This is a genomic window from Maribacter arcticus (assembly GCF_900167935.1).
Taxonomy (GTDB): domain Bacteria; phylum Bacteroidota; class Bacteroidia; order Flavobacteriales; family Flavobacteriaceae; genus Maribacter; species Maribacter arcticus.
In genome coordinates, this window is sequence record NZ_FUYL01000008.1 from 116,836 (window position 1) to 135,138 (window position 18,303).

General features: G+C 32.6%; 17 protein-coding genes and 1 tRNA gene. 11 read left to right on the forward strand and 7 right to left on the reverse strand.

The window, feature by feature from the left end; translation table 11 throughout:
• Window positions 1–20: 20 nt before the first annotated feature.
• On the forward strand, window positions 21–2,282 hold the full coding sequence (locus tag B5X55_RS13195; RefSeq protein ID WP_079513103.1) for a TonB-dependent receptor: 2,262 nt from the start codon (window positions 21–23) through the stop codon (window positions 2,280–2,282).
• Between the two features lie 76 nt (window positions 2,283–2,358).
• Here B5X55_RS13195 and B5X55_RS13200 read toward each other — a convergent pair whose 3' ends face one another.
• From B5X55_RS13200 to folE, 4 genes are all read right to left on the reverse strand, one after another.
• Complete coding sequence (locus B5X55_RS13200; RefSeq protein WP_079513104.1) at window positions 2,359–2,808, reverse strand: hypothetical protein; 450 nt, start codon at window positions 2,806–2,808, stop codon at window positions 2,359–2,361.
• Window positions 2,808–4,028 carry a sulfite oxidase gene (locus B5X55_RS13205; protein ID WP_079513105.1) on the reverse strand — a complete coding sequence of 407 codons (1,221 nt, stop codon included), beginning with the start codon at window positions 4,026–4,028 and terminating at the stop codon, window positions 2,808–2,810. Before B5X55_RS13205 ends, B5X55_RS13200 begins: the two co-directional genes overlap by 1 nt.
• 54 nt (window positions 4,029–4,082) lie before the next feature.
• A complete protein-coding gene (locus B5X55_RS13210) occupies window positions 4,083–4,382 on the reverse strand; it encodes a hypothetical protein (RefSeq protein WP_079513106.1) in 300 nt (99 codons plus the stop codon).
• 83 nt (window positions 4,383–4,465) lie between these two features.
• A complete protein-coding gene (folE, locus tag B5X55_RS13215) occupies window positions 4,466–5,065 on the reverse strand; it encodes a GTP cyclohydrolase I FolE (RefSeq protein WP_079513107.1) in 600 nt (199 codons plus the stop codon).
• Window positions 5,066–5,290: 225 nt separating this feature from the next.
• Here folE and B5X55_RS13220 point away from each other — a divergent pair, with 225 nt between their 5' ends.
• The 4 genes from B5X55_RS13220 to B5X55_RS13235 all read left to right on the forward strand — a co-directional run bounded on the left by B5X55_RS13220 (window position 5,291) and on the right by B5X55_RS13235 (window position 8,921).
• Window positions 5,291–5,971, forward strand: coding sequence for an ABC transporter ATP-binding protein (locus tag B5X55_RS13220; protein ID WP_079513108.1), 681 nt, complete (start codon window positions 5,291–5,293; stop codon window positions 5,969–5,971).
• A 10-nt stretch (window positions 5,972–5,981) separates the two neighbouring features.
• A complete protein-coding gene (locus B5X55_RS13225; protein WP_079513109.1) occupies window positions 5,982–6,539 on the forward strand; it encodes a CPBP family intramembrane glutamic endopeptidase in 558 nt (185 codons plus the stop codon).
• Window positions 6,536–7,300, forward strand: a complete 765-nt coding sequence (locus B5X55_RS13230) for a TIGR02757 family protein (protein WP_079513110.1) — start codon at window positions 6,536–6,538, stop codon at window positions 7,298–7,300. The genes B5X55_RS13225 and B5X55_RS13230 overlap by 4 nt, the downstream gene beginning before the upstream one ends.
• A gap of 136 nt (window positions 7,301–7,436) precedes the next feature.
• Window positions 7,437–8,921, forward strand: a complete 1,485-nt coding sequence (locus B5X55_RS13235; RefSeq protein WP_079513111.1) for a S10 family peptidase — start codon at window positions 7,437–7,439, stop codon at window positions 8,919–8,921.
• Window positions 8,922–8,930: 9 nt separating this feature from the next.
• On the opposite strand, the gene B5X55_RS13240 is transcribed toward B5X55_RS13235, so the two are convergent.
• Window positions 8,931–9,386 carry a hypothetical protein gene (locus B5X55_RS13240; RefSeq protein WP_200811615.1) on the reverse strand — a complete coding sequence of 152 codons (456 nt, stop codon included), beginning with the start codon at window positions 9,384–9,386 and terminating at the stop codon, window positions 8,931–8,933.
• Window positions 9,387–9,535: 149 nt separating this feature from the next.
• Between B5X55_RS13240 and B5X55_RS13245 the strand changes: the two genes are divergently transcribed.
• The 4 genes from B5X55_RS13245 to B5X55_RS13260 all read left to right on the forward strand — a co-directional run bounded on the left by B5X55_RS13245 (window position 9,536) and on the right by B5X55_RS13260 (window position 12,855).
• Window positions 9,536–9,958 carry a hypothetical protein gene (locus tag B5X55_RS13245; RefSeq protein WP_143814501.1) on the forward strand — a complete coding sequence of 141 codons (423 nt, stop codon included), beginning with the start codon at window positions 9,536–9,538 and terminating at the stop codon, window positions 9,956–9,958.
• A gap of 14 nt (window positions 9,959–9,972) precedes the next feature.
• On the forward strand, window positions 9,973–10,659 hold the full coding sequence (locus tag B5X55_RS13250; protein ID WP_079513113.1) for an SGNH/GDSL hydrolase family protein: 687 nt from the start codon (window positions 9,973–9,975) through the stop codon (window positions 10,657–10,659).
• Between the two features lie 136 nt (window positions 10,660–10,795).
• A complete protein-coding gene (locus B5X55_RS13255) occupies window positions 10,796–11,233 on the forward strand; it encodes a YybH family protein (RefSeq protein ID WP_079513114.1) in 438 nt (145 codons plus the stop codon).
• A 56-nt stretch (window positions 11,234–11,289) separates the two neighbouring features.
• The gene (locus tag B5X55_RS13260; protein ID WP_079513115.1) at window positions 11,290–12,855 is read left to right on the forward strand and encodes a M28 family peptidase; all 1,566 of its coding nucleotides are present in this window, start codon (window positions 11,290–11,292) and stop codon (window positions 12,853–12,855) included.
• 130 nt (window positions 12,856–12,985) lie between these two features.
• On the opposite strand, the gene B5X55_RS13265 is transcribed toward B5X55_RS13260, so the two are convergent.
• Window positions 12,986–13,061 (reverse strand) — tRNA-His (locus B5X55_RS13265).
• 217 nt (window positions 13,062–13,278) lie between these two features.
• On the opposite strand from B5X55_RS13265, the gene B5X55_RS13270 reads away from it, so the two are divergent.
• Both B5X55_RS13270 and B5X55_RS13275 read left to right on the forward strand, forming a co-directional pair.
• Window positions 13,279–15,267 carry an ATP-binding protein gene (locus B5X55_RS13270; RefSeq protein WP_159447547.1) on the forward strand — a complete coding sequence of 663 codons (1,989 nt, stop codon included), beginning with the start codon at window positions 13,279–13,281 and terminating at the stop codon, window positions 15,265–15,267.
• A 427-nt stretch (window positions 15,268–15,694) separates the two neighbouring features.
• On the forward strand, window positions 15,695–17,584 hold the full coding sequence (locus B5X55_RS13275) for a tetratricopeptide repeat-containing sensor histidine kinase (protein ID WP_234999735.1): 1,890 nt from the start codon (window positions 15,695–15,697) through the stop codon (window positions 17,582–17,584).
• Here B5X55_RS13275 and bshB1 read toward each other — a convergent pair.
• Window positions 17,581–18,297, reverse strand: a complete 717-nt coding sequence (bshB1, locus tag B5X55_RS13280) for a bacillithiol biosynthesis deacetylase BshB1 (protein WP_079513118.1) — start codon at window positions 18,295–18,297, stop codon at window positions 17,581–17,583. The two genes, B5X55_RS13275 and bshB1, sit on opposite strands and share 4 nt — an antisense overlap.
• Window positions 18,298–18,303 lie beyond the last annotated feature (6 nt).

The following is an 18,303-nucleotide window of genomic DNA, read 5'->3' on the forward strand; positions in this document are numbered from 1 at the left end:
AAACCTTAATACAATTTTATATGAAAAATATTTATATAACGATGCTATTGGCATTGTTAGTTCAATTTACATTTGCCCAAAACACATTAAAAGGTAGCATTACAAATCAAGAGGACCAAACACCTCTAGAACAGGTATCTATATATTTTCCTCAATTAGAAAAAGGTACTGTTACCAATGCTGAAGGATTCTTTGAGATCAACAATTTACCATCCGGAAAGTTTAAAATCGTAATTTCTTATATAGGTTTTCAAACCTATTCGCAAACTGTTGAGCTTTTAGAGCCATCCACCCAATTATCACTTGAGCTTATGTCTAGCGCTATAGAAATGGAGGAGGTTATTGTTTCTACTCCCTTTCACAAATTGCAGCGAGAAAATGTCATGAAAGTAGATAGGACTAGTATAAAGGATTTAAAATCTGCAGGAGCTATTAATTTATCCGAAGGTATTACTGCTATTCCTGGTGTAGAAAGTGTTTCTACCGGAGTGGGAATAGGAAAACCTGTTATACGCGGCCTAAGTTCTAATAGAGTTTTGACTTACACACAAGGTATACGTTTAGAAAACCAACAATTTGGTGATGAACACGGATTAGGAATTAGTGATGCAGGTATAGAAAGTGTTGAAGTCATAAAAGGGCCAGCATCTTTGTTATATGGTTCTGATGCCCTTGGTGGTGTACTATATTTAAATCCTGAAAAATTTGCGAACTCCAATGATGTAGAAGGTGATATAAACTTAAATTATTTCACCAATACCGAAGGTTTAAATGGAAATGGCGGATTTAAAGCTTCTTCTGAAAAATTAAAATTCTTAATTCGCTTCGGTGGAAGCTCACATGTAGATTATAAAACTGGAAATAATGAACGAGTAACAAATTCTAGGTTTAATGAAAAAGATTTAAAAACCGGATTAGCATATCAACTCACTAATTTTAAAACTGAGCTACGTTACAATTATAATAATTCTGAATTGGGTATACCCGAAGAAATAGGAGAACAATCAACTGAACGATCTGCTATAGAACCATTTCAAGATATTACTAGTCATATCTTAAGTTCGAAATCAAATATTTATTTCAACAATTCTAGCCTTCAAGCTATTTTAGGTTTTACTAGAAATGATAGAAAAGAATTTGAAGACCATGAACATGGTTCGGAAGGGAATATAGAGGGAGAGGAGCATGAAGAAGGAGAAGCGCCTGCATTAGACATGAAATTAGAAACCTTTAGTTACAACCTTCAATACAATTTGGCTAAAATAGGAGCTGTTGAGACAATTATCGGATTACAAGGAATGAACCAAAATAATAGCAACTTTGGTGAAGAGGTTTTAATACCTGATGCCACAACCAACGATATCGGACTTTTGGCCACATCACATATTCATTTGAACAAAAGTGATATACAACTTGGAGTACGTTATGATAAAAGAACCATTGATTCAAATGAAAATGGCCTTGTTGGTGATCAAAACTATATTGAAGCTGTAGATAGAAATTTCAATAGTTTTAATCTCGCTGCAGGATATAAGGTAGATGTTTCTGAAAATTTTATTACCCGTTTAAATATCGCCTCAGGATTTAGAGCACCTAACTTGGCCGAGTTAACTTCAAATGGTGCACACGAAGGAACAAATCGATATGAAATTGGAAATGCCGATTTAAATAATGAAAGAAATGTACAAACAGATTTATCATTAGAATTTAAGAATGAGCATTTTGAATTTTATGTAAATGGGTTCTATAATTCTATTTCAGATTATATTTATTTAGAACCAAATGGTACTGCCGTAGATGGTAATGCCGTATACCTTTACCAACAACAAGATGCTAATTTGTTTGGTGGCGAAGCAGGTCTACATTATCATCCACACCCATTAGATTGGTTACATATGGAAAGTAATTTTTCTACCGTAACCGGTCAGTTGAAAAACGATGGTAATTTACCATTAATACCTGCAAACAATTGGGCTAATACCTTACGATTTGAATTTAGTAAGATTAATAAGGACTTTAATAACGGCTATGGTTTCCTGACTTTGAAATCGTACTTCGCCCAAAATAAAGTAAGTGATTTTGAAACTACTACAGATGGGTATTCGCTTTTAAATTTAGGATTTGGAGCTACTGTTACAATTTCCAATCAACCAATTGATTTTAAGTTAAGTGCTAATAATGTTTTGGACAAAGAATATATTTCACACTTGTCGAGACTGAAGAGTGATGGCATATCAAATATTGGAAGAAATATTAATCTTGGAATTAGTGTACCTCTATAATATTAAAATATAGGATGTAAAAAGCCCCGTATATATTTTTTAAAATATATACGGGGCTTTTTTGAACATTTATAAATCACTTACCCTCTAATGGATACCAATCAATATCAGTCAACGGAGGCCTTCTTCCTTTTTCTAAAACAGGATAATTTTTCGTTAAATAATCTACAATCACTTTTTGGTTTTCACCTAATGGCCATAATCCTTGGGTTTTCTGCATCCATCGTATGGTTGCATTCCATTGCTCCTCCCCCATTCTATTTTGAATAATCAGCTTAGATGAATGACACGTAGTACAGTTCGTTATCACTGTTTGTAATCCGTCAGCTTCAATCAATCCTGTTCGAACATGAACACCATTTTCTAATAATTCTGGATCTATTTCGGTAATATCAACTTGTGTTTGTCTTGGTCCGTAAAAAATAATCGCTAAAGCCCCAAAAATAATGAAGCTTGTAAAAATCAATAACACGACCTTAAATATGGGTTTAAAAACGATTCCATCGTTATTTTCTTTTTCCTGCATTACACGACTTTTATAGCAATTCTATGACAGGCATTATTTAAATAACCTTTAGGATTCCATCCAGGTAAAACCATCGGTTGCTTATTCCCTTTAGAATCAGTAGCTCTAGCCCAAATTTCATAATAGCCTTTTTTAGGAAAAGATACCGTTGCATTAAAATGCTGCCAAGCCAATCTATTTATAGCTTTTTCTAAAGTGGCAGTTTTCCATGAAGTTCCGTAATCAGTAGAATACTCTAACTTACTTAAATTGAGCTCACCTGCCCATGCATGCCCATTTATTCTCACCGTTTTTCCTTCATTAATTATTGCTCCCGATTTTGGATATGTAATTAATGATTTTACAGGCATAGATTCAATAATACACATATCTTCATCTGCAACAATTTCACCAGGGGCTACAGTTTCACAAGGTACTCGGTAAGAACTTCCTTGCATTTTTTCACCATCATGCACCTTATTTCTAATGCTAATGGTGTGTAACCATTTACCTGAAGTTGAAGCTGGCCAACCGCCACAAACTAATCGTAATGGAAAACCATGTGCTAATGGTATAGCTTCTCCATTCATAGAAAAAGCCAATAATGTTTCCTCTTGTAATGCCTTAGACATAGGCACTCCTCTTGAAATAGGTTCTTTAGTAGGGTTTCTGCTTAAATGCATATCAGCTGCGTGATATCCAATGTAAACAGCATCATCTTTTATTCCTGCATCAGCTAAAACATCCTTAAGTCGAACTCCCGTCCACTCAGCACAAGAAACTGCTCCAATAGTCCATTGATTTCCTTTCGCTGGCGGATTGAATTCACTTCTACCATTACCACCACATTCTAATGTGAGCTGGTAGCTATAATGTTTAAACTTGGTTTTTAAATCGGATAGAGAATAAGATTTAGGTTCAACTACCGATTCACCATCAATCTTAAGTTTCCAAGAACTTTCTTCAATTTTTTCGGGTAGTAGTCCATTATTACGAATGAACATATATTTATTCGGAGTAACACGATCGTTTAGCAAATAAGCCTGTGCCTCCATATTCCATGGCTTATCGTTTAAAACGACCATGGCTTCATCTTTTTTAAATAAGGCGAATGGATCTATCTCTTGTAGTGCTACCGGAATATACCCTTTAGGTATCAACTCTTTATAAACAATTTCAACACCAAGTAAAGTAGCTAGTGTACCTAAACCTGATTTTGCAACAAAACTTCTTCTCTTCAAAACATGCTAGATTTGAGATAAAGTTAAGTTATTTGGCTAGAAAATGTATGATATTTAAACTTCAATGGTCTGCCCTTTTTTGACTCCTTTAAATACATAGGTATATAACCACATTAATGTAAATGATGGTATAATGTCAAAACCCGGTATAATTTCTTCAACAAAGGTAAATATACCAGCAGCCTGCCCAACTTTGCCTTTATACATTCTGGTCATTAACCAAGCAGAGAGTGGTGCCCAAACAATATCTGAAAATTCACCTACGAATGGTATAATAAATGACAGCATTCCTATACCATCAAAAAGCAACCCCATTAAAAGTTGCTTATATTTTTTATTCTTTAAAATTGACATCCTTAAAAATTAGTTATTCTTTAATTGGAAAGCAACAAAGATGCCAAAATTTTAAAATAAATAAATACTAAAAATAGTGTGTTTTATGAAAGTTTGGAACTTATTAATTTAAGAAATTCATTTCTTGTCTCAATTTTTTCGAACTGACCTCTAAAGCCAGAAGTCGTAGTTACAGAGTTTTGTTTTTGCACTCCACGCATCATCATACACATGTGCGAAGCTTCAATAACCACTGCAACACCCTTAGGCTGTAATGTATTATTAATACATTCTAAAATATCATGGGTTAAACGTTCTTGTACCTGTAGTCTTCTTGCAAAAACATCAACTACACGTGGTATTTTACTAAGACCAACTATATGACCATTGGGAATGTATGCAATATGTGCTTTACCGAAAAAAGGAAGCATGTGATGTTCGCATAAAGAATAAAGTTCAATATCCTTTATAATAACCATATCATCATAAGACTCTTTGAACATAGCCCCTTTCAATATCTCAACGGCGTCTTGTTGATACCCTTGGGTTAAAAACAACATAGCTTTGGCAGCACGTTCGGGAGTTTTTACTAATCCCTCCCTGCTTATATCTTCACCAATTTCATTAATAATAGAAGAATACATACTTCGTACTTCATCGGTTATTTCAAGATTATATTCTTCTAAATTTCTATAAGGAGACATATATTATATTTTATGTTTAATCAAATTGTATTTTAGCTGAACAAAACTAAACTATTCTTTCTTCAACAGCCTTAAATATTTCACAAATAGTAAATACAAAATTACTCATTTTGAAATTCACTGGATCAAAGTTCTTATTTGCCGAAGTATAATTGATAATACTATTTCTCTCGTGCTCGTTTTTCATTAATTTTGAAGACATTAGAAATTTAATTAAACGAATACATGATAAAAGCTTCTAACATTCATAAATATTACGGAGAATTAGAGGTTTTAAAAGGTGTAGACCTCCATATTGAAAAAGGTGAAATAGTTTCTATTGTAGGAGCATCGGGTGCAGGTAAAACTACATTATTGCAAATTCTCGGAACTTTAGATGTACAATCAAATAAAAGCGATAGTACTTTATTAATAAATGATATTGAAACTACAAACCTTAATGATAAAGAGCTAGCTAAATTTCGAAATGAACATATAGGTTTCATATTTCAATTTCATCAACTACTGCCAGAATTCACTGCCCTTGAGAATGTTTGCCTACCTGCATTCATTAAAAAAACACCTAAGTCTGACGCTGAAAAAAGAGCTGAAGAATTATTAGATTTCCTAGGGTTATCTCACCGATTTAATCATAAACCGTCAGAATTATCAGGCGGGGAACAACAACGAGTAGCTGTTGCCCGTGCTTTAATAAACAACCCCTCTATCATTTTTGCAGATGAACCTAGTGGTAATCTAGATTCTGAAAGTGCAGATAATCTTCATAAATTATTTTTTGAATTAAGAGAAAAATTCGGACAAACTTTTGTCATTGTCACGCATAATGAAGAATTAGCTGAAATGGCAGATCGTAAATTAACTATGGTAGATGGTAAAATCGTTGATAAAGCAATAATAGAAGCATAACAACAACCATATGCTTCCAGAACTTATTGTATTTGCTAAAAAACCTATTTACGCACAAGATGTGAATTCAAAGACCTCAGACAAATTGAGGTTATTTGCTATACTATTAGTTTTTGCACTTTGCTCAAGTATAATTTTGCTCATTTTAGCGAGCGTAATTCAACACATATTTAATATTGAAGTAGGTGAACATGCCATAGATGATTTGTTTAATAATAATTCAGAGATTAAAATTTTTTTCTTAGCCGTTATAGTTGCTCCTTTTTTTGAAGAACTAATTTTTCGTGGTCCTTTAATATTTTTCAAGAATTCTAAATATTTCCCAATTGTTTTATACATTTTCACAATTGCTTTTGGTCTTGTTCATATTAGCAATTTTGAATTGACAACGCAGGTATTATTACTTTCTCCTTTACTTGTTGCGCCACAAATAAGCGTAGGTTTTCTGTTAGGGTATATTCGTGTAAAGTTTGGTTTATTTTGGTCAATGGCTCTACATGCCTGTTACAACATGGTATTAATAATACCTTTATTATTGGTAAAGCTATTAGATATTCCATTAGAATGACAAAAACTGAATTAAAAGTATTTCTAGATGAAAAGGTTATTCAATACAATAACCCTCAATTTTTAGAGACAGACCCCATTCAAATACCACACCTATTTACAACTAAAGAAGATGTAGAAATTAGTGCATTTTTAACTGCTACAATAGCTTGGGGTAATAGAAAAAGTATCATCAATAATTCTCACAAATTAATGGAATTGATGGGACATAGTCCACATGACTTCATATTAAACCATAGCATTGATGATTTAGATGTTTTGGTACATTTTGTTCACAGAACTTTCAATGGCACTGACTTGACATATTTTGTTCAAAGTCTTAAAAATATTTATTTAAATCATAATGGATTAGAGGGGATATTTACTGACCACCAACAAAAGAGTTCTTTACAACCGACTATATCTAAATTTAAAGAATTGTTTTTTGAACTACCCTTTGAACAGCGAACTACCAAGCACGTATCTGACCCTTTAAAAGGTTCTGCGGCTAAAAGAATAAATATGTTTTTACGTTGGATGGTCAGAGATGCCTCAACTAGTGTCGATTTTGGTCTTTGGAAAAACATTAATCCTTCAAAATTGTCTTGCCCTTTAGATGTACATTCCGGTAACGTCGCGCGTAAACTTGGTTTGTTAAAGCGAAAACAAAATGATGCCAAAGCATTGGCCGAACTAGATAAAAATCTAAGAAAACTGGATGCATTAGATCCAGTTAAATATGATTTTGCTTTATTCGGTTTAGGCGTTTTTGAGAAATTTTAATTGCATTGTCAATGATTTAATGGTTAAAAAATCACTTGAATTAATGAAATAATAATTTAAGATTATTCAACTATTCTAAAACTAGGGTTAACGGTATTATTCTTATTTTCGTTTATCAACAGAACTTCAGAAAACCATGAAAAAAATTTTACAATTATCCATTTGTTTGATAACTACCATCGGCTTGGCACAGTCTAGGACATTGCCAATTGACACCGTTATTACTACACAGCATAATGCTACTATTAATGGCGCAACTTTTTCTTATACAGCACAAACAGGAACTCAACCTGTGTGGGATGAAAATGCAAAACCTATTGCTTCATTACATTACACCTATTACACAAGAAATAACATTAAAGATCGCGCTGCTAGACCACTATTAATTTCTTTTAATGGCGGACCAGGTTCTGGGTCTGTTTGGATGCACCTTGCATACACAGGTCCAAGAATATTAAAAATCGATGATGAAGGCTATCCAGTTCAGCCATACGGAGTTAATGAAAATCCGTTTTCAGTTCTTGATATTGCGGATATTGTCTATGTGAATCCTGCAAATACTGGTTATTCTAGAACAATTCCTGAATCTGGGGATGAAGTAGACCGTAAAAAATTCTTCGGAATCAACGCAGATATTACTTATTTGGCAGAATGGCTGAATACGTTTGTAACCCGTAACAACCGATGGAGTTCGCCCAAATATTTAATTGGCGAAAGTTATGGTGGCCCAAGGGTTATGGGTCTTTCATTAGAACTGCAGAATAAGCAATGGATGTACCTAAACGGTGTAATTCTAGTATCTCCTGCCGATTATAAAATTTTACGAAACGAAGGCCCAGTAGCAGAAGCAATAAATCTTCCTTATTTTACGGCTGCGGCTTGGCATCACAAAGCATTACCAGCTGAATTACAAGGGAAAGACCTTTTGGATATTCTCCCAGAATCCGAAGACTATACAATTAATACCTTGATTCCTGCACTGGCAAAAGGAGGATTTATATCTGATCAAGAAAAAACAACCATTGCTAAAAAGATGTCTTATTACTCCGGCTTGGAAACGAAAGATATAATAGACCAAAACCTATCTGTACCTACCTCCTTTTTCTGGAAGAATTTATTAAAGGAAAAAGGCGGTTATACCGTTGGAAGATTGGATTCAAGATATTTAGGCATGGATAAGCAGCTTTTGGGCATGCGACCTGATTACAATTCTGAGTTGACCTCTTGGCTGCATAGTTTTACCCCAGCAATAAACTATTACTTGCAAGAAGAACTGAAGTTTAAGACCGATGTAAAATATAATATGTTCGGACCTGTGCATCCTTGGGACAACTCTGACGAGAATACCCGTGAAAGCCTAAGACAGGCCATGGCACAAAATCCATATTTAAACGTAATGGTACAATCAGGTTATTATGATGGTGCTACAACTTATTTTAACGCTAAATACCTAATGTGGCAAGTAGATCCAAGCGGAAGAATGAAGGATAGGTTTAGCTTTAAAGGGTATCGTTCTGGTCACATGATGTATTTAAGAAGAGAAGATCTTAAAACTGCAAATGATGATATTCGCGATTTTATCGAAAAAACTATCACAAATGGTAAGAGTGCAAAATACTAACGTATAAGTTTACTTTTCCATTACAGTTTTAGACATTCCTAATAAAGACAAAGAATTAATTTCAGCGTTTTCTATTAGGAATGTTTTTTTTATTTCTAATTCAGAATATCCGACAGCATCTTTAAAAAGCTTATCTCGTTTGCGCTGCTTTCTTTTTTTAAAAATATCTATGGTAACACCCACTGTAGCTCCGCCTAACACAGTAGCCAACAAATCGGCATTGTCCCAACCACCATATTGCTTTTGGTCAATACTTTCTTTTGCCAAGCCAATGAGTAAACTACCTCCTATAGCCCCTATAAACGTCCAAGTTCTATCGCCATCTGAAATTTGACTAGCTACTCCTGCGCCTACTAAACCATATAGGTTACCACCAAGAAAGTGAAGCACCTTATCTTGCTCTACTTGACTATATGTGCTGTGAAGCAATCCTAGAATAAAGAAGAAAGCAAATATTTTTTTCATAGTGCGCAAAGATAGAGATTCTAAAACAGTGGTTGACTCTAAATTAAGTTACAATTATCTAGTTAGATTTGAACTAATTTTTATTTATAGTATCTTAGAATTTTAAAATTTATATGGAAATAAAGAACTTTATTAAAAGCCTAAAAGTCATGCATTTGTTTTTAGTCGTAGGCCTAAGTATTTTTACGATTTGGGTCATTATTCAAATTAACAGTTTCAATACTAGTACTAATGGTGATAATGTATATTTATATCTAATTCCTGTTCTCGCCTTATTGGGTTATTTTGGAAGTCAAATGATTTTCAAAAAAATGACAGCTAGAATTAAGATAGAAAACCAATTAGTCGACAAATTGAAAAAATACCAATCTGCATTGCATCTTAAGTATGCTCTAATTGAAATTCCTGCTTTTCTAGGACTTTTTGTTTATTATAGTACTGGTAACGCATTACCAGTTGTAATCTCTATATGTTTATTAGCTTATTTATTTGTACAGAAACCGAATAAAGAAAACATAGTTAATAGCTTACCATTAACCTCAGAAGAAAAAAACATAGTTCAAAACTCATAACCCTATTCCTTAAAATGAAAAAATTAAATAAAATAATACTAGCCTGTATGTTATCTCTTTTTGGACTAGCTAATTTACAATCACAAGATTGGGCAGACTTAAATCGTTTTAAAGAAGAAAACACAAAATTACCAAGTGTACAAGAAAATGAAAATCGTATTTTATTTATGGGGAATTCGATTACTATTGGTTGGCTAAACCTTAGACCAGAATTCTTTGCAAATAAACCTTATGTTAATCGCGGTATTAGTGGTCAAACTACTCCACAGATGTTGGTGAGATTTAGACAAGATGTAATTGATTTATATCCGAAGGTTGTGATTCTTTTAGCTGGCACTAATGATATTGCTGGAAATACAGGCCCTTCAACCTTAGAAATGATTATGGATAATATTAAAGGAATGTCTGAAATGGCAAAAGCCAACGACATCAAGGTTATTTTGTCTTCTACCCTACCTGCATATGATTACCCATGGAAACCAGGTTTAGAACCTTCTGGTAAAATTATCTCCCTAAATAAAATGATTAAGGAGTATGCAGAATTAAATGGTCATATTTATTTAGATTATTTCTCCGCCATGGTTGATGAACGTAACGGATTACCTAAAAAATATGCTGAAGATGAAGTTCACCCAACTGTTGCAGGCTATAAGGTCATGGAACCTTTAGTAGAAGCTGCAATAAAAGAGGCCTTAAAATAAAAAATGAACTATCTTAAATAAACGACCGTATTCATATTAGATGTTATTGTGAATATGCTATGTAATAGATAGTTTTGAATATTACATGCCTTTATCAGTCTTTCGATATAAATACGTTTTAATGTGATAGCTATCTATGAAAATCAAAGCCATACTACTTTGTATTACTATCGTCCTTTTAAGTTCATGCTCTTCAAAGAATTCAATAGAACAAGACCATGAAGAGATTATGTCCATCTTAAATCAACAAGAAAGAGATTGGAATAATCATGATATAAAAGGTTTTATGGGTGGCTATTGGAAATCAGATTCACTTTATTTTTATAGTAGCAAAAAGCTGAAATCTGGTTGGGAAACCACACTAAATAGTTATTTAAAAAGTTATCCTGAAAAGTCTTATTCAGGCACCTTAAAGTTTACTATAGCAAAGATTTCTGCTATATCTTCTGATTCTTACTTTGTAATGGGAGAATACAACTTAACACGCGAAATTGGCGATGCAACAGGAACGTTCATGATTATTTTTAAAAGAATAAATGGAGAATGGAAGATCATTGCCGATTCTTCTTGTTGACAACCAATAGTAGTTTTCTTTTGATTATTTTTGGGAAATTTTGATTAAAAGATAAAATGAAAAAAGCACTAACCTTATTGGTCACTTTGGCCCTATCATGTAACTCTTCTCAAAAAACGCTTAAAGAAGCAACTTCTGAAGCTGTTTCAGAAGAAGCTTCAGAAATTACTTTTGCTGAATCAATAACAGAGAATGAATTAAAAGAACATTTATTCACCTATGCTTCAGATGAATTTGAAGGAAGAGAAACTGGTGAGCCAGGTCAAAAAATGGCAATAGCATATATTAAGGCGGAATATGAAAAATTAAAAATTCCTGCTGCGAAAGCCAACGGTGACTATTTTCAAGAAGTTCCATTAGAAATAAGTAAACTACCAATAGGTAAATTAAGTTTAGAAGGTAAAGACTTTCCAATTGGCGAGCATGTTTTAACTTTTTCTGCAGCCCATACTTCTTCTAATGAGATTATATATGTCGGGTATGGTATCGAAGAACCAAATTACTCAAACTACAACGACATTGATGTAGAAGGAAAAATTGTATTACTTAAGGCAGGAGAACCTAAAAACGCAGATGGTACTTACAAAATTTCAGGAACTACCGAAGCTTCTCTCTGGAGTAACATGTCTGAATCACTTACAAAAAGAATTCAAATAGCAGTTGATAAAGGTGCAACAGGAATTCTTTATTACGATACCGACAACTTTAACAGATTTAAACGTAGGTTCGAGTCTATGAAATCAAATAACAATGGCCGAATGGAACTTGTTGATAATAGCGCAGTTGAGTTTTATAGCTTATTCATAGATCAAGTCTTAGCTAAAGACATATTATCATCAATTGATACTGATGAAGCCTCTAAAGTACTTACCAAGGATTTGCAATTAAGTTTTAAAAGTTCTAACAATCAAATCACTTCAGAGAATGTAGCTGCATTTATTAAAGGAACAGAAAAACCAGATGAATATTTAGTAATATCTTCACATTTAGACCATATAGGTATTTCGCCAAATGGCGAAATAAATAATGGAGCCGATGATGATGGCTCTGGCACTGTGGCTTTATTAGAAATTGCAGAGGCATTTAAATTAGCAGCAGATGCTGGTAAAGGACCTAAAAGGTCAATACTATTTTTACATGTTACAGGTGAGGAAAAAGGACTTCTAGGTTCTCAATATTATACAGATATGGAGCCAATTATTCCTTTAGCTAATACAGTTGCAAACTTAAATATTGACATGATAGGCAGAATAGACCCAACTCGCGAAGGAGACCGTAACTATATTTATCTTATTGGATCAGACAAATTGAGCTCAGAGCTTCATAATCTTTCAGAAGATGTGAATAAGAAATTTGCAAATATAGAATTAGATTATACCTATAATGATGAAAACGATCCTAATCGTTTCTATTACAGAAGTGACCACTATAATTTCGCTAAAAACAATATTCCTATTATATTTTATTTTAATGGCACTCACGACGACTATCATCGACCAAGTGACACACCAGATAAAATAAATTATGATTTATTACAAAACAGGGCCCGACTAATTTTTTATACTGCCTGGGAGATTGCCAATAGAGAGCAAAAAATTATAGTTGACAAACCAACGAAATAATTTTTAAATTATAAAAAAGGCCTGTTAACTAACTGTTTAACAGGCCTTTTTTATTTGAAAATACTTTGTTTACAAATTAAATTAAAACAAAAAAGTCTTGGAATAAATCCAAGACTTTTAGTTTGCTTTAGGGTGGAAGACCGGGTTCGAACCGGCGACCCTCGGTACCACAAACCGATGCTCTAACCAGCTGAGCTACAACCACCATTTGTAAGCGAGTGCAAATGTAAATTTTTTAAATAGTACTCACAAATAATAAATGATATTTGAATAAATATTTCAATTTTTACGCTACATAACATTTTTCTAATTAAATTGTTAAACTATATTTAGAAGCTTACTTTATTATACCCCTGACAATAAATGCATTTTAAACCCACAATTAAAAACAATTTATTTCTTTTCGCATTTGTTTGTCTTAATATGAATACGATTATTGCACAAGTAGATAGTATTCAGTTTTATAAAAAAAAAATAATAGAACTTACCTCTAGTTCAAATTTTTCTGAAAACAACATCACATATATTGATTTTTTAAACGAATTATCCTATAGATTAAGATATACAGAATTGGATTCGATGGAGTCATTATCAAAAAAAGCCCTCCAGTTGAGCAAGAATTTTAATTACAAGAAAGGGGAATTGGAAGCCTTGACTAATTTTTCCGCATTTCATTTATATGGTGGTAATACTGTTAAAGCTATAGAATACGGTAATTTAGTTTTAGAAACCGCAGAAATATCCAATTTTCCGCAAAACAAGATGAAGGTTCATAATCAATTGGGACAGGCTTATTTTATTAAACAAGATTATCCTTTAACCTATTCTCATTTTTTGAATGCTATATCGCTCAGTGAAAAGTATCATGATGATTCTTATAAATTTAGAATGAACATGAATTTAGGCACTATGTTCAATCTCCTTCAAGATTATGATGAAGCTATGGTATTTTATACAAAAGCATTTAAGATCTCAGAAACGCTTAAAGATGCAGAAATGAACGCTATGGTGTCAAGTAATTTGGGTTATCTGTACACCCAGAAGGAAGATTTTAAAAAAGCGAAAACTTTACTATTAAAAAGTATAGCATACTTTGAAAAAGCAAAAATTAATCAATGGCTTGCATTTAGCCATACTACTTTGGGTCAATTAAATTTGAAATTGAACAATTATAATGAAGCGATAGTTAATTATGACAAAGCACTACTCTTACACAAATCATTAAATGATATAAAAGGAAGGGCAGATATAAATTACGGATTAGCCAAAGCAAATTTTGGTTTAGGAAAAAGTGTTGAAGCCGAGGAATTTGTTAATGAGAGTAAGATACTTTATGAATCCTTTAAGCTAAATTCAGGTTTAGAAAGGGTTAATCGGTTGTTATACCAAATTAAAAAAAATCAAAAAAAAGTTTCAGAATCATTAGCTTATTTGGAATTAGCCGAAAATCTAGCCAATAATATCAATAAGGAAAAAAATATAAGATATTTAATTTTGCAAAATGCAAAATTAAATATCGAGAAGGAGAAAGAAAATTTAGCTATAAAAAATCGCTTAGCTATAGCACAACAACGCAAATATGTAAAATGGTCGCTAGCAGCACTATTTACATCATTTGTAATAGTCTTGATAATTTTAAATTCTAATAAAAGAGAAAAATTATTAAACAAGAAACTGGAGAATCAAGCTATTGTTTTAAAGGAAAATCAAAAAAACCTTTCTAATATAAATAGAAATCAAGATCGGCTTTTTTCTATAGTAGGTCATGACTTACGTGGGCCTATAATTTCATTAAAGGAATTACTCACCTTATATATTGAAGACCCTGATGGCAAAATGTATTTTGAAAAATTTGCTCCTCAATTAAGAGAAGATTTAGAACAGGTACAGTTTACAATGGACAACCTCCTGCATTGGGGTAAAACCCAAATGATGGGGAGTTCAATGAGATTAGAAAGAATTCCTATAAGCGATGAAATAGAGAATATCTTACACTTCTTTAGTAAAGAAATTAAAAAGAAATACATTGAAATCGACAACCAAATAATCGACAACCATTTCGCTTTTGCAGACCTCGACCAATTTAATGTGATTTTCAGAAACTTAATAAGTAATGCCATAAAATTCACCCCTAACGAAGGTGAAATCACCATTACCTCTAAAATAAAAGACGCTAGCTTGTTAATTGAAATTTCTGATACCGGTGTGGGAATGAGTGAGTTGACAATAAGTAAATTATTTAAAGACACCGAACATATATCGACAGCGGGCACCAATTTAGAAAAAGGCACAGGCCTTGGATTACGATTGGTAAAAGAAATGATAGTAAAGAATAACGGAGAAATATTTGTTAAAAGTAAAATCAATAAAGGAAGTCACTTTATTATAGAACTACCTTTGCCAACCATTTAAATAAATTTTTCTACTTTATAATGTATTATTAGCACATTAAAATTCAACTATTAATCTAGTCTTCAATAGGACCAATTTCGCTAATAATTATACATTAAAACAATAATATATCGATGAACTACATCTTTAAGTCGTTAAAACACACAATAATTGACGTTTCACAACAATAATTGCTAATCCCTTAAGTTCTACTCTAAATTTAGGAATTCAATAGTAGAGATTATCTATGTTTAGTAATATTTCGAGAACGTTTTTACCCTACAGCCTAATTAGTGGCTACCTTCTTGTATTTTTCCTTTTCAGTTTATCCTCCAGTACTTTATCAGCTCAAGTTTCAAAAAGAGATAGTTTATTAAAACTATTAAATCAAAGCAAAGTATTACTACATAAAAATTCGAAGGATACCCTTTATATTAATAACCTTACAATGCTTGCAACTGAATATCGTTTTCATAATTTAGACAGCCTATTATCGTTAAGTAAAGAAGGTCTTACTATAAGTAAAAAAGCAGATTATATAAATGGTATAATTACTTCATATTCTAATATAGGCGGTTACTATTCGGACAAAGGTAAAATTGACGAAGCCATTTCATATTTTATAAAAGCTTACGAGCTAGCATGTCAATATAATAATCTTCATTTAAAAGTCAGTGCCTTAAATGACCTAGCTAAAGAATACGGTTATAAAGGTGATTATGCACTTTCTTTAAAAAGATATTTAGAAGCTATTGAGATTGCAGAAGAATTAGATTATAAAAAATTATTATCAATAGTAAATGAAAACATAGCTCACCTATACCTTGAGCAAAAAGATTTTGATCATGCTATGGTTTTCTTTAAAAAAGCGAAAGCAATCAATAAAGAAATCGATAATCCTATTTTCATGGCCGAAACCATGAGTAACATAGCTTCTACGTATGCTGAAATGAATGAACTTGAGTATGCTATGTTCAATATCAATACCAGTATAGCCATTTTTGAAAAAGAAAAGATACTTGATTGGTTGGCATACTGTTATGAGGTTAAAGGCAAAATTTACTTAAAAAAAGGAAAAAACACTTGGGCTCTTTATTGGTACAAACAAAGTGAGTTACTACATCAAGAAATTGAAGATGACAGAGGTGAAATTGATTTGTTAAATGGTATGACCCAAGCCTTTTTAAACCTAAAAAAGGATAGTGTTGCAGAGGTATATGCTTTAAATGCGTTTGAATTATCGAAGAAAATAGGCCTACGCACAGGAATAAAGGATTGTACCTACCAATTATTCGAAATTTATAAAAATAAAAAAGAATACGAAAAATCATTATGGTATCATGAAATATATCAAGTAACCTCAGAATCTTTAGCAAAAGCAGGAAATGAAAAGGCTTTAAATATGCTAAAGACGAAAATGGAATATGACCAGCAAAAACAACAATTAATATTAGAAAACGAAAAGGCTTTAGCAAAGCGAAATATTTACATCTATGTATTTGTAATTATCCTAATCATCTTCGCTATAATTGTTTTTATCATACATAGAAACGAACAGACTCAGAAAAAATTAAATTTAGAATTGCGTTCAAATAAATCTGACTTAGAGGAGAAACAGGCCTATCTCAACGAGTTAAATCAAACTAAGAATAAATTATTTTCTATTATTGGACACGATTTAAGAGGCCCAATTGGTGCCTTTCAAGGTCTTCTAAAGTTATTTAAGGAAGGTGAAATGACGAAAGATGAATTCTTAAATTTCGTACCTAAACTTAAAGTAGATATCGATTCTATCTCATTCACTTTAAATAACTTATTATCGTGGGGACAAACCCAAATGAATGGTTCTACCACAAGACCTACGACGACTAATCTAGAAGACATCATTGAAGAGAATATGGTGCTTTTATCTGAAATAGCAGAATCAAAATCTATTAAACTAATTAATAGAGTTGAGGCTAATTGTCAAATTTGGTCAGACCCAAATCAAGTTGATATTATCATTAGAAACTTATTGAGTAATGCCTTGAAATTTACACCTAATAACGGGCAAATTATTATTGGTGCTATTCAAAAACTAAAAACTTGCGAAATTTACGTGAAGGATAATGGTATGGGTATGTCCGAAGAAACTATGGGTAAAATTTTTCGAAAAGATTCTACCCATACCACTTATGGTACAAACGACGAAAAAGGAACAGGCTTAGGTTTGTCTTTATGTAAAGAAATGGTTGAGAAAAACAAAGGTAAAATATGGGTTCATAGTGCCCTTGGTAAAGGTTCGAGTTTCTATTTCACCATACCAAGAGTTATAGAGCCAACTAAAAAGTCTGCTTAAATTAAATGTTCTAGCGAGTCGACAGCTATCATTCTTTCAACAGTAAAACCTTCACCATAATCTACACCTACTAAACGACCTAAGTCTTTAGCCCTGTAATGAACGCTTTCAATAAAAGTTTTACTACTTATAGGTGTCTCTGGCTCATTACTATTAGGATCGTGAAATTGAGAAGTATAAGCTAAAATGGCATCTGTTTTTACTTCAATGTAATCACTTATATCAACCACAAAATCTGGAGTTAAATTTCTCCATTGTATATAATGGTAAACTAGTTTAGGTCTCCATTCTACTTGATTCTCCCCTCCTATTTTGGTTTCAATACGCCTTAATCCGCTTAAAAAAGATGCATCACTTACTAATTTGCTTCCCTTACCGTGATCGATATGTCTATCATCAATAGCATTGCACAAAACCGTATGAGGTTGGTACTTTCGAATCATTTTAATGATTTCTAATTGATGGGTTTCATCATTGATAAAAAAACCATCTCTAAATCTTAAATTTTCTCGTACCGCTACACCTAAAACTTTTGCCGCAGCAGCAGATTCCTTATCCCTAATTTCCGCAGAACCTCTTGTGCCCAATTCGCCACGGGTTAAATCAACTATACCTACTTTTTTACCCAAGGCTATTTCTTTAGCAATTGTACCACCTGCCCCAAGTTCTGCATCATCAGGATGCGCTCCAAAAACTAAAATATCCAACTTCATGATTTC